The 13,472-nt window shown below is 28.3% G+C and carries 10 protein-coding genes, 1 pseudogene and 3 riboswitches; all 11 genes and pseudogenes read right to left on the reverse strand.

The window, feature by feature from the left end; genetic code table 11:
* Nucleotides 1–170 precede the first annotated feature (170 nt).
* Nucleotides 171–1,703: a bifunctional phosphoribosylaminoimidazolecarboxamide formyltransferase/IMP cyclohydrolase gene (gene purH, locus CLPU_RS01975; RefSeq protein ID WP_050353973.1), complete on the reverse strand. Its 1,533-nt coding sequence runs from the start codon at nucleotides 1,701–1,703 to the stop codon at nucleotides 171–173.
* Nucleotides 1,704–1,720: 17 nt separating this feature from the next.
* Nucleotides 1,721–2,911, reverse strand: coding sequence for a pyridoxal phosphate-dependent aminotransferase (locus CLPU_RS01980; protein ID WP_050353974.1), 1,191 nt, complete (start codon nucleotides 2,909–2,911; stop codon nucleotides 1,721–1,723).
* 167 nt (nucleotides 2,912–3,078) lie between these two features.
* Nucleotides 3,079–4,200, reverse strand: coding sequence for an RNA-guided endonuclease InsQ/TnpB family protein (locus CLPU_RS01985; RefSeq protein ID WP_050353975.1), 1,122 nt, complete (start codon nucleotides 4,198–4,200; stop codon nucleotides 3,079–3,081).
* A pseudogene (locus tag CLPU_RS16490) lies at nucleotides 4,178–4,805 on the reverse strand (IS607 family transposase). Before CLPU_RS16490 ends, CLPU_RS01985 begins: the two are co-directional and overlap by 23 nt.
* Nucleotides 4,806–5,180: 375 nt before the next feature.
* Nucleotides 5,181–5,552 carry a hypothetical protein gene (locus tag CLPU_RS01995; protein ID WP_050353976.1) on the reverse strand — a complete coding sequence of 124 codons (372 nt, stop codon included), beginning with the start codon at nucleotides 5,550–5,552 and terminating at the stop codon, nucleotides 5,181–5,183.
* Between the two features lie 73 nt (nucleotides 5,553–5,625).
* On the reverse strand, nucleotides 5,626–6,108 hold the full coding sequence (gene purE, locus CLPU_RS02000) for a 5-(carboxyamino)imidazole ribonucleotide mutase (protein ID WP_050353977.1): 483 nt from the start codon (nucleotides 6,106–6,108) through the stop codon (nucleotides 5,626–5,628).
* Nucleotides 6,109–6,334: 226 nt separating this feature from the next.
* Nucleotides 6,335–6,730, reverse strand: coding sequence for a nucleoside-diphosphate kinase (ndk, locus tag CLPU_RS02005; protein ID WP_050353978.1), 396 nt, complete (start codon nucleotides 6,728–6,730; stop codon nucleotides 6,335–6,337).
* Nucleotides 6,731–6,874: 144 nt separating this feature from the next.
* Nucleotides 6,875–7,432, reverse strand: a complete 558-nt coding sequence (locus CLPU_RS02010) for a GNAT family N-acetyltransferase (protein ID WP_050353979.1) — start codon at nucleotides 7,430–7,432, stop codon at nucleotides 6,875–6,877.
* A 49-nt stretch (nucleotides 7,433–7,481) separates the two neighbouring features.
* Complete coding sequence (locus CLPU_RS02015) at nucleotides 7,482–8,855, reverse strand: MATE family efflux transporter (RefSeq protein ID WP_097677525.1); 1,374 nt, start codon at nucleotides 8,853–8,855, stop codon at nucleotides 7,482–7,484.
* A 207-nt stretch (nucleotides 8,856–9,062) separates the two neighbouring features.
* Nucleotides 9,063–10,976: a helix-turn-helix domain-containing protein gene (locus CLPU_RS02020; protein ID WP_050353980.1), complete on the reverse strand. Its 1,914-nt coding sequence runs from the start codon at nucleotides 10,974–10,976 to the stop codon at nucleotides 9,063–9,065.
* Nucleotides 10,977–11,186: 210 nt separating this feature from the next.
* Complete coding sequence (gene guaA / locus CLPU_RS02025) at nucleotides 11,187–12,719, reverse strand: glutamine-hydrolyzing GMP synthase (protein ID WP_050353981.1); 1,533 nt, start codon at nucleotides 12,717–12,719, stop codon at nucleotides 11,187–11,189.
* Between the two features lie 82 nt (nucleotides 12,720–12,801).
* Nucleotides 12,802–12,903, reverse strand: a riboswitch (purine riboswitch).
* A 172-nt stretch (nucleotides 12,904–13,075) separates the two neighbouring features.
* A riboswitch (purine riboswitch) is annotated at nucleotides 13,076–13,177 on the reverse strand.
* Between the two features lie 156 nt (nucleotides 13,178–13,333).
* A riboswitch (purine riboswitch) is annotated at nucleotides 13,334–13,435 on the reverse strand.
* Nucleotides 13,436–13,472 lie beyond the last annotated feature (37 nt).

A 13,472-nucleotide genomic window follows, 5' to 3' on the forward strand; every position in this document is an offset into this window, starting at 1 on the left:
TTCCCGATTTTTTACTTTTACTTAAAATATTCTTCGAACCTTTTTATGATACTATTAACAGAGTATAATATTAAAACAAAAAAATAGGTTTGACAACTTAATCAAACCTATCTAATTCTTGTTTATATTTCTTATTTTAAGTTTCTCTATATTATTTACCAATTAAGCCATTAATGTTTAAAATGCCTTATACCTGTAAAAATCATTGCTATACTATGCTTATTAGCAGCTTTTATAGATAGTTCATCATTTACAGAACCTCCAGGTTGTATAATTGCGGTTATACCAGCCTTAAATGCTTCTTCTACGCAATCTGAAAATGGAAAAAATGCATCTGAAGCTAACACACTTCCTTTTACATTTTGTCCTCCTTGCTTTATAGCATTTTCTAATGACCATATTCTACTTACTTGTCCTGGCCCAACTGCTATTGTTCCATTATCTTTAGCTAATACTATCGCATTTGACTTAGTATGCTTAGCAACCTTCCATGCAAATAATAAATCTTCTATTTCTTTTTCTGTAGGATTTCTATCTGTTACTACTTTAAAGTTCTCATTAAGTAACATTGTATCTCTATCTTGTACTAATATTCCACCTAGTACCTTCTTTAAGTCATAACTTTCATAATCATTTTTATCTATTTGTAGCATTTGTAATATCCTAATATTTTTTTTAGATTTAAGAATGTTTAATGCCTTAATAGTATATGAAGGTGCCACTATTATTTCTATAAATATTTCATTTATAAGTTTTGCAGTGGATTCATCAACTTCTCTATTTATAGCAATTATTCCTCCAAATATAGATACTTTATCACACTCATATGCTTTTCTAAAAGCCAATTCTAAAGTATCACTACTTCCTACACCACAAGGATTACCATGTTTTACTGCTACAACAGTAGGTTTATCAAATTCTTTCAGAATCTCTAAAGCACTATTAGTATCATTTATATTATTAAAAGAAAGCTCTTTTCCATGTAATTGTACAGTATCTGCAAGAGTTCCTGATATCTCTTCTATTTCTTTATAGAAAGCTCCCTCTTGATGAGGATTCTCTCCATATCTTAATTCCTGCTTTTTCTCAAATGTAAAAGATATTATGTCTGGAAATTTAATATTAGTAATTTTGTTAAAATACTTAGATATAAGCGTATCATAATGACTAGTATACTGAAATACTTTACTAGCAAGATATAATCTTGTATCTTCTGATACTTGTCCATTATGTTTTAATTGCTGCAAAATTTCATCATAATCTTTAGGATCAATTATAACTGTAACAAATCTATAATTTTTTGCAGCGGCTCTTAACATAGAAGGACCACCTATGTCTATATTTTCTATTATCTCTGTGTGAGTAACATCTTCTCTTAATACTGTTTCTTTAAAAGGATAGAGATTATTTACAACCATATCTATACACTTTATGTCTAACTTAGCCATTGAATTCATATGTTCATTGTTATCTCTCAGTGCTAAAAGTCCTCCATGTATATTGGGATGCAAAGTCTTTACTCTCCCATCAAAACATTCTGGGAATGCAGTCACATCTGAAACATCTATTACATTTATACCTTCTTCTCTGAGGGTTTTAGCTGTTCCACCAGTAGATATAATTTCCCATCCTAACTTTACCAATCCTTTAGCAAATTCTACTATCCCTGTTTTGTCCGAAACACTTATTAAGGCTCTTTTCATTCCCTATTTCCTCCAGTTTATCTTAAAAGTTCTAATGCCTTTTCCATCCTACCTATTCCTTCTTTTATATTTTCTAAAGAGTTTGAATATGATATACGGATACTATTTGGAGCTTCAAAGGCAATTCCAGGTACTACTGCTATATGTGCCTTTTCTAATAAAAATTCACTTAAATCTATTGAATCTTTTATAACTTTTCCATCATACTCTTTTCCATAAAAGCTAGATACATCTGGCATAACATAAAAGGCTCCTTTAACATCTGGACATGTTATTCCATTAATACCTTGTAGTTTTTCTATTAGGTATTTTCTTCTTTTTCCATATTCTTCTATCATAATACTAATTGACTCTTGAGGTCCTGTTAATGCCTCTACACCAGCTTTCTGAGCGATAGAATTTGGTCCTGAAGTCATATGACCTTGAATGTCATTCATTCCTTTTATAATATCTTTAGGCCCAACTGCATATCCAAGTCTCCATCCAGTCATCGCATATGCTTTAGAAAATCCATTTATAGTTATAGTCTTTTCCTTAATTTCACTAGAAAGTGATGCTATAGATACGTGTCTTTCCCCATCATAAACTAGCTTTTCATATATCTCATCAGATATAATGTAAAAATCATTTTCTACAGCTAATTTACCTAATTCTCTTAAATCCTCTTTACTATATACTGCTCCTGTTGGATTATTAGGAGTATTTATAAGTATTGCTTTTGTCTTATCTGTTATAGCTTCCCTTATTTTATCTATATTAAGCTTAAATCCATTTTTCTCATCTACACTTACTAATACAGGTTTACTTCCTGATAACTTTATCATTTCAATATAGCTAACCCAGCATGGTGTAGGAATGATAACCTCGTCATCCTCTTCACAAATTGCTAAAATAGTATTCATAAGGGCTTGCTTTGCTCCTGATGAAACTACTATATTGTTAACTTCATAGTCTAAGTTATTATCTTCTTTTAGTTTTTTTACTATAGCTTCTCTTAATTCTAAAATACCAGAAACTACTGTATATCTTGTAAAACCTTCATCTAATGCTTTCTTAGCCGCATTCGATATGTTTTCTGGTGTATTAAAGTCTGGTTCTCCAATATTAAACTTTATTATATCTATTCCATTTCTCTTAAGTTCTTCTAATTTATCTGTTATACCTATTGTCATTGAAGGTATCATGTTTTTTACTCTTTTAGTTAACATTTGTATACACCGTTGTCAAAACCTTATAAAACTTTATAAAGCTTATTTAATTCCCTGTTCAACGTGTCCGATTTTGTAATTCCTAAGAATATACTACTTTCGTTTGATATAACACTCCAAGGGCTTAACTTCGGATACAACGACTCCTACATCTCAAACATAACTGTTTAAGTAGTTATGCTTAAATATCTGCTTAAATTAATTGATGCATTAAAATCTCTATTAATTGCCACTCCACATTCTTCACAGATATAAGTTCTCTCAGACAATAATAACTTAGCCTTTATGTGACCACACTTACTACAAGTTTTTGATGATGGATAAAATCTATCAGCTTCGATAAACTCAATTCCATAAAATTCACATTTATATTGAAGCTGCCTTTTAAACTTGTATAATCCTTGACTGCCTATAGCTTTAGATAAATGTTTATTTTTCATCATACCTTTGACGTTAAGTGTTTCCATAACTACCCTTGATGGCTTGGTTTTCACTATCTTAGTAGTTGCCTGATGTAAGTGATTGTTCCTAATATTAGATAATTTTCTATAAAGTAATCTAATTTGCTTTTCAAGTTTTATAATGTTGCTTGTTTTGACGAACTTCCTCCCTTCTTTATTCATTTCATATTTTTTTGATACTTTACGTTGCAACCTACGTAATCTTTTTTCTAACTTCTTAACTAACCTTGTTTTATTAATATTTTTAAAAGTCATTCTATTGGAACATACAGCAAGATTCTCAATTCCAACGTCTATTCCTATGATTTCATTTGTTAATTCTACTACTGGATTTTCTTTTTCAATACCTACAGATAAGTACCAATACTTCCCATCAAAACTTACTCTTGGATTAGTGTATTTAACATTCATAGGTACTTGTTCTGATGTCTTAACCCAACCTACTTTTTCAATTAAAACCTTTTTAGATTTAACTTTTAATTTTATATTGTCATTATAAAACGATGGCTTACTTTTTCTTCTACTTTTAAATTTTGGCTTATCTGCTAATCTTTTGAAGAATATTTTATAAGCATTACAAGCATCTTTTACTGCCTGTTTTGCTATATTATTAGATACTTCATTAAGCCAGTTAAATTCTGCTTTCTTTAAAATAGTTAACTCTTTTCTTAAATCACCATCATTAATGAATTTACCACCATTTTTATAATTCTCTTCTTGCTTTGCAAGTGTCCAATTATATATAAATCTTGCAGTTCCTACAGACTTCCAAAGTTGTTGTTCTTGCTCTATATTAGGAATAATTCTAATCTTCTTTGCCAGTATCATCTTTCAAAAACTCCTTAATCATTTTCTTAGCCTTATTTGCTCTTTTACCTTGAAGCCTACAACTAAATACTGTAATAATTTGAATTAAATCTTCAACTAACTCCTGTTCTTCTGTCTTTTCTGTATGATCTATAATCTCAATAGTAGTTCCATATTTATCACATAGATTTTCTGTAAGCTCATAACCAAACCTCACTAATCTATCTTTATAAAGAATTACTATTTTTTATACTTCATAGTTAGTTATCATATCTATCAATTAATTTAATACCTTTCTATTGTAGTTAATTCCACTTCCTATGTCAGTTATTATCTCAAGTTGATAACCTTTGACATACACATATATGTTTTGACATTTTCAATCTGTTTTTCAAGGTCATCTTTTTGTTATGTGAACTAACTCTACAATATCCTATTACTTTTTTATTTAGATGCTTTTCTCCTTTAATTCCTAAAAAATGATTAAGTTGTTCTCGTGAATAATATCTATATCCTGTTGGTGCAATATGATGTGGTTTTAATATATCTTTTTTATCCTATTCTCTTAATGTTTGAGGATTTTTTCCTATTAATTTTGAAAATTCACCTATAGAATAATATTTTATTTATATCATCTCTGAATTTATTATAATATAATCATTATATAAATTCAGTAAAGTTCTATAAAATTATATAATGTTTTGTTAGCTGTTCCTTAACCTCTTTCAAAATAATGCTCTATTATATTAATACTATACTATTTTCATATTAAAATAAATACATTGCATCATTGAATATATGTATATTATTTATAAACACTATACTTTATTCTCTTAGTATAAATATTATTAAGTACATAAGATAATTTTAATAATATTACACAAATACCTAATTCATCACAACATCTAATTTATTTATTTTTTATATTATATCATTAAAATTTATAATTATAAAATTATAATTTTATTAATTTAAATCAAAAAAGAGAGTATGTACTACTCTCATTCATCCTCGACTATAGTATTTACTAAGTTCATCCCTTCTTCTGTAAGTTGCCATATACTTATATCATCACTAGTAATACCTATTTTCTCAAATAGACATTTGCAATTCTCTCTGTCTTCTTTACCTTCTTTTTCTTCTTTACCCTCTAAATTGATTGTTTCAAACCTATTTAATGTTTTATTTATTATATGTGAAATTTTTTTAGTTCTTTTTGCTTTTACGTAGTTTTGAATTAATGGGCTCTCTTCTATTTCATTATTTGCAACTTCATCATTATTAGATAGAAAAATAGTAAGGGCTATAAGTTCATGCCATTTTAGTTTTGATAAATATACTGAATTTATAATTAAACTTTGATCATCCAACATAATATCATCTCCACCTTTCTAATGTATAATATGATTCTAAACCTCACATGATACTTAAAAAGTGAAAGGATATTTATAAATTTCTAAATTCTCTATCTTTCTGTAGCACATCTTTCTCCATTTCTTCTCTATATTTTTCTAGTTTTTCTTTTAATATATTATACTTAAGAGATAGTATTTGCACTGCTAATAATCCTGCATTTTCTCCACTATCAATTCCTACAGTAGCTACTGGAATCCCTTTTGGAGTTTGGACCATTGATAATATTGAGTCTATTCCATCCAATATAGGTGATTTTATAGGAAGCCCTATTACTGGAAGCAAAGTTATTGACGCCAAAGCTCCTGGTAGATGTGCTGCTTTACCTGATGCCGCTATTATTAAGTCAAATCCGTTCTTTTCAGCGCATTGGCCAAATTCTATAACTTTTAAAGGAGTTCTATGAGTAGATAAAATTCTTATCTCTGTATCTATTTCAAATTGTTCTAATATTTGTACTGTTTTTTTTACCACTGGATAATCTGAATCACTGCCCATTATAATAGCAACTTTCATTTAAATACCCCCTTAATAGTCTCGCTTTCTTAAAATTTCTAGTATTACACATATTATCTATATAGCTAAATAATATATTCTTTTAAATATATAATCAACATTTTCTAAAAATCATGGTACTTTTTATTTAACTAAATAATTAAAAGTATATAAAAAAGAACTATAGACGTTCTAATATATACTAAAACGTTTATAGTTCTTGAATAAACTATCTATATTTTAAAGCTTAGAACCAAATTGAAATTTCTCTTTCAGATGATTCTATTGAATCTGAAGCATGAACTATATTTTCAGTTACGCTATTTGCAAAATCTCCCCTAATTGTTCCCATAGCTGCCTCAGTAGGTTTTGTACTTCCATTTATATTTCTAACTAGTTGTATAGCTTCATTTCCTTCAACTATCATTACTACTACAGGACCTCTCATCATGTACGATACTAATCCTTCATAAAACGGCTTTTCCTTATGTTCAATATAGTGTTGTTCTAAGATATCTTTAGTAGCATTTATTAATCTACATTCTTTTATCTTAAGTCCTTTTCTTTCATATCTACTTATTACCTCACCTATTAATCCTCTTTCAACACCATCAGGCTTTATTATAACTAGTGTCTTTTCCATTCCTTTACCCCCTGCACTCATATACTTTAATTTTAAAGATGATTATACCATATATATTTTATCAAGTAAATCAAAGTTAACACATTTTTTGTTACATTAAAATGTTATTATTCTATTAACTATTTTATAAGAACATAAATGATATTATAACTTTTTTATCATATGCCTATATAAATGTCCATCAACTTCCATTTTTTGATCTTCTTCATATCCCAGCTTTTGATATAATCTATATGCATTTTCTTTATCTATATCAACTATTAAACTTGTAACATCATGTCCTAGTTTTCTAGCTTCATCTTCTATAGACTTGAATAGTTTTTTAGCAATTCCTCTTCCTTGATACTGTGGATCTACTGATACAGTATCTATATAATATTCATTTTCGAAAGATTCTTTGTCAAATGCACCTCTTTTAATACCCATTTCTCTTAAGTGTTTTATAATAGCTTCATCTAACTTATCTGTATCATTTGAACAATATCCAAGTATTACACCTACTACTTTCTTATCTTCTTCATAGACTATAGTATTCTTATAGCTAAATCTACATTCATCCATTTGAAAAAATTTGCTTAGAGTATCTACAATATCTCTTTTTTCATTATACCCAGTAAAAGTTTTTCCTAAACCTTCTATAGCATTTAAGATAAGTTCTGACGAATAAATATGATCTTCTTGTTTAGCTCTTCTTATTTTCATTTTAAAATCCCCTTCTTAACTTTTTTATTTTTTCCTAAGTTATTAATAATTAACTTTGACTTACTAAGTCATCTCTACTAGTACGTTTTTCATCATTTAGAAAAGCCATTCCTTTTTTAATATAAATAAGTCCTGTTATTGATGATAGTAAATCTGTAATTGGATATGTTATCCAGGCTCCAAATAGACCTAATGTTTTTCCTAATAAAATTACAATAGGAATGAATAAAAGTAATTGTCTATATACAGATAAGAAAAGACTTGTTTTAGCTTTTTTTATTGCCTGATAATAATATATAGATACATAGTAAAAAGTAATTATAGGAAATATTGAAATTGTAGTCCTAAACGACTTTACAGTTTCCTTTAATATCTCTTTTTCTCTTAAGAAACTTCCTATTATCTGTGGAGTAAATAACATCATCACTATCCAAATTCCCACAGATGTTATAAAAGCTAGCTTAGTAGTCTTTTCTATTACTTTTTCTAGTTTCTTATATTCTTCAGCACCATAGTTATAGGCTGCAAGTGGTTGCATACCTGAACTAATTCCAAGCATAGTTATATACATGAACATTGATACTCTGGTTATAACCCCTATCATAACAATAGCCTTATCTCCACCAACAGATAGAAGAAGATTGTTTAAAATTCCTATAACTATAGCATCTGAAATTTCTACTATAAATGTTGAAAATCCAACTGCTACAATAATCTTAACTATATTTAAATCAAATGATAAATTAAATTTTAAATTGATTTTTTTAGCTACCTTATACATCTGGTAAAATGCATATATAAATCCGATTATTTGAGAAACCACAGTAGCTATAGCTGCACCTGCTATTCCTATATCTAATATCCCAACCAATATATGGTCTATAACAATATTGATTATAGCTCCTATAGATGTAGCTATTAAAACTATTTTAGGATTTCCTAAAGAATTTAAGATATATCCAAATATATTAGTAAATCCTAAGAACAAAGATCCGATTAGTACTATAGTAATATATTCTTCTGCTAAAGGATAGATTGTACTACTTGCTCCCAACTTTGATATTATAAACTCTTTAAATACAAAGACTATGATAGGAAGTAAAATAAGAGTTACTAGTCCTAAAAATATTGCATTCACAATACTTTTATTCAGTCTTTCAAAGTTTTTAGCACCATAGGATCTAGCTACCTCTGTAGCAGTTCCCACGCCTATAAGTAACGATAATGAAAGCATTAATCTTTGTATAGGAAAGGCAATACTCAAAGCTCCTATGGCATTAACCCCTACATATTTTCCTACAAAGAAGGTATCTACCATATTATAAAGTTCTCCTACTAGAAGAGTAATAACTGCTGGTATAGAAAATTTCAGGAGTGCTTTTGTAATGTTCTTTTCCTTAAATACTCCGTTCGTCGTAATCATGACTATCACCCCATTTAAGTTTCTTGTGTCATTTATAGTATTTAAGAATCTATTAAATGAACTTTGGGAGTATTCTCATATAAAAACACCATATATAATATTATACAGTGTACTTTTTATAAATAAAATCTACATATTAAACTATATTAAGGGACATATTTAGGTACTAATAAATATTTATCTTTTGTCCAATAGAAAAAAGCACCTCTAGTAAGGTGCTTTTTGTACTTTTTTGAATATAATCATTGTGGCCCCACTTCCAAACATCTTAAAATTTATAGGAAATACATTACTCTTCTTTGCATGTTTAATATCTACTTTAGGAAATGACATATATTCTATTAATTGTATTTCTTCATCTTTTAATTTCTTAGATTTACCCATAGATCTCCAAATTCTATAGCTAGAGCCACTCTTTTCATCTACTTGATATTTTATAACTCTATAATCATCTATTAGATTTTCTATATTGAGAAAAAAATGTATTTCTTTATTTACATTTTCTTTACCTTCATTAAAAATAAGTATTTGATAATCTTCGTCATTACAAGTTAATATATGATTTTCTCCTTTAGATATGATCTTATCTCCTAATAGACTTGCAAAATACATACTATAATACGAAGGTTTCTTTACTCCTTGATAACTTAATACTCCATATTCTCCAGAGAATAACTCTTCTTTAAAATCTAATGCTTGCATATAAAAATCATCATTCATAAAATTTTTAAACGTATATGGTAGCATATATTCTGTATTATATATATCATTGATTTTGTCATCATAGATAATACTCCTATTACTGAATTTTATTCTATCATCTAATGACTTATCGTATTCAAATATCCACTTTTCTACTTCTTCTGACGAAAAATTTTCTAGTATAGAATCTATATTAGATAAAAATATGTCTTCCTCATCTTTACTAATTATTATATAAGGCGTAAGGTCTAATACCTTTAGTTTTTTTACACCTTCTTCAAACAGTCTATAATTTCTGTTTTTAAAACAATCTTTTATAATTAAGTACTTAAAATTCAGCAGTTCCTGTATAGATTTTAAATTTTTAAATATATCTTCTATTAACAAGTAATGAAAGTTTCCAAAATATAGCTTTTCTAAATAATTTTTATCTAGTTTTTTGCCCTCGTCAGATAAGTTTAAGTCTATTTTTATAATTTCTTCTTCAATGTTATATCTTGAGTATTCAGCTAAATAGTCTTTTAGGTAGTCTAATGATAAATCTGTAGAATATTCTTTTACTTTCTTTATTTCTTTCAGTTCTTCTTCTGTTTTTTTATACTTTTTTCTATATTCTTTCGGAGTCATTTTATAGTGTTTTTTAAAATATTTATTGAAGTATCTTATGTGAGAAAATCCCAGTTCTTGAGATATTTCTGTTAGTGTCTTATCTGTATCTAAGAGTAATTTTATAGCTTCTTCTACTCTAGTTAAATTTAAAAATTCATTAAAACTAATTCCCACTGTATTTTTGATTTTATAAGATAAATAATGTGAACTTAGATATTCTTTTTCAGCTATTTCTTGAAGACTTATTTTATTTTTAAAATTATTATATATATATTTTACTATTCTATGATATCTTTGAAGCTGCTCTTCATCATCTTTTAATTCTTCTTTCTCATACATAAGATAATGAAAATGATTTATTAGATGATATAAGAGATCTATTAAAGTTTTATTTATAAATTCTTGGTAATTTTCTCTCTTTTTTATGCTCTCTAGTAATAATATTGCTACAAATTGTTTCAATATAATATATTCTTCAGTATTTTGTATATTTTCTTCTGATGTATCTGCATAAAAAAACATGTTTTTCATATCAGCATAATACTTATCAAAAAAACTAGGATTTATCTGAAGTATTAATACCAAATTTTCCTCATCACTATATATGCGATGAGCTTCATCAGCATTTACCATTTCTATCTGTTCCGCTTTTACTTTGTACGTTCCTGCCTCTATATTTAAATATATACTTCCTTTCAATACGAATATTATTTCAAGAGCATTATGCCAATGTATGGGATATTCTCTTATATCACTTAAGCTTATGTGTATAGGAAGATTATCTGTGTACCTCACATATTCTCTTCTCATTTTTTATTTTCCCCCTGTGTATTTTCTCTTATATTTATTATATCTATATATACTAAAAAACAAAATGCCAAAAGACAGAAGGGGGTCTTCTGTCTTTTGGCTTTGTGATTTTAGGTGATATAACTTTTTGATATTGGTTTATTTATTCCATTCACATGGAACTTTTATATAAATAATTGACCGGGTAAGTCAAATTATTTCAAAATTATTCTACTCCCACTCAATAGTAGATGGTGGTTTCGATGTTATGTCATAAACTATTCTGTTTACTCCATCAACATTATTTACTATCTTATTTGAAACTTTTTCTAGTACTTCAAATGGTACTCTAGCCCAATCAGATGTCATTCCATCTGATGAATTTACCGCTCTTAGAGCTATAGTATGACTATAAGTTCTTTCGTCTCCCATTACTCCAACACTTTTTATGTTTGGAAGAGCCGCAAAGTACTGCCATATATCGTTTTGAAGTCCAGCATTCTTAATTTCTTCTCTAAAAATCCAATCTGCTTCTCTAACTATATTCAGCTTTTCTTCTGTAACTTCTCCTAATACTCGTATTGCTAATCCTGGTCCTGGGAACGGCTGTCTGTTCACTATTTCATCTGATATTCCAAGTTCTTTTCCAACTTTTCTTACTTCATCTTTGAACAAAGGTCTTAGTGGTTCTATAAGCTTAAAGTCCACATCTTCTGGAAGACCTCCTACGTTATGATGACTTTTGATAACAGACGCTTTATCAGTTCCACTTTCTATAACATCTGGATATATAGTTCCTTGAACCAAATAATCAATTTGGCCAAGCTTAGATTTTTCTTCTTCAAATACTCTTATGAACTCTTCTCCAATAATTTTTCTTTTTGTTTCTGGGTCAGTAACCCCTTTTAATTTTTCTAAAAATCTATCTTGTGCATTAACTCTAATTAAGTTCATGTTGAACTTTTCCTTAAAGTTTTTCTCTACTTCGTCACCTTCATTTTTTCTTAAAAGCCCATGATCTACAAATACACAAGTTAAGTTAGACCCTATGGCCTTATGCACTAATACTGCTGCAACAGATGAATCTACACCGCCAGATAGTGCACATATAGCTTTCTTATCTCCTATTTGTTCTTTAAGACTTTCTATAGTTTCCTTAGCAAAATGTCCCATGTCCCAGCTTGGAGATAATTTACAAACTTTATATATAAAATTATTTATAATTTCTCTTCCTCTTTCTGTGTGTTCAACTTCTGGATGAAATTGAACTGCATATAGATTTCTATCCTTGTCTCTCATAGCAGCTACTGGACAAGAATCTGTTTTAGCTAAAACCTCAAATCCTTTTGGTAGACTATCTATGAAATCTGTATGACTCATCCAACATAAGATATCCTCGTCTATATTTTCAAATATTCCATCTTTGATTAATATTTCAAGCTTAGTTTTTCCAAATTCTTTCTCTTCCGCTCTAGTAACTTTTCCATCAAATACTTGAGCCATAAGTTGACCACCATAGCAAATTCCAAGTATAGGAACACCTAAATCGAATACTCCTTTATCACATTTTGGAGCTTCATCTGAATATACGCTTGCTGGTCCGCCTGAAAATATAATCCCCGAAGGATTCTTTTCTTTTATTTTATCTAGAGAATAGTTACAAGGAATTATTTCGCAATATACATTGGCTTCCCTAACTCTTCTAGCAATTAATTGGCTATATTGACCACCAAAATCCATTATCAGAATAAGTTTATTATCCATATTTTGCCTCCAGACTATCTTTAGTTATGTTCTACAAAAAAATACACATTCAAGAGTGGAATGTGTATTTTGGGTATCAAAAATACAAGTTAGTTCCACCCATAGTCAGACAATTTACGGTTATCTGGTAGAGACTCCCTAGCCTTATTCTAGGGTATATATGAGCCATAACGATAATATTTTTTAACAGTTTTTCCTTTTTATTCAGTTAACAAAAGTGTAACTTATAGTCCCACTTTTGTCAAGAAGTTTTGTTTATTTTTTAAATCTCAATATTTAAAGTTATGTCAACTTATCCATTGTAAATAAAAAAATACACATTCGAGAGTGGAATGTGTATTTAAGCATAACAAAAATACATATTGATTTCCACTCATAGTCAGATAATTTACGGTTATCCGGTAGAGACTCCCTAGCCTTATTCTAGGGTATATATGAGTTGTAGCAACTTTATTTTTTATTTAATATTAACAAAGCTCAATAATGTTAATTATATGTCTATTTTTAATTCAACAATTCTTTACCCTTTAAAAAGTTTTAATTTGTCGCAAAAATTTCGATAAAAAATAAAAAAACACACATCCGAGTGGAACGTGTATTTTGAACGACAAAAATACGAGTTAATTTCCACTCATAGTCAGATAATTTACGGTTATCCGGTAGAGACTCCCTAGCCTTATTCCAGGGTATATATGAGCTATTAACAAATTTAATTTCTTTAATCGATTAACTATAGTTTATATTATAGTTAAT

It is taken from the genome of Gottschalkia purinilytica (genome assembly GCF_001190785.1).
Taxonomy (GTDB): domain Bacteria; phylum Bacillota; class Clostridia; order Tissierellales; family Gottschalkiaceae; genus Gottschalkia_A; species Gottschalkia_A purinilytica.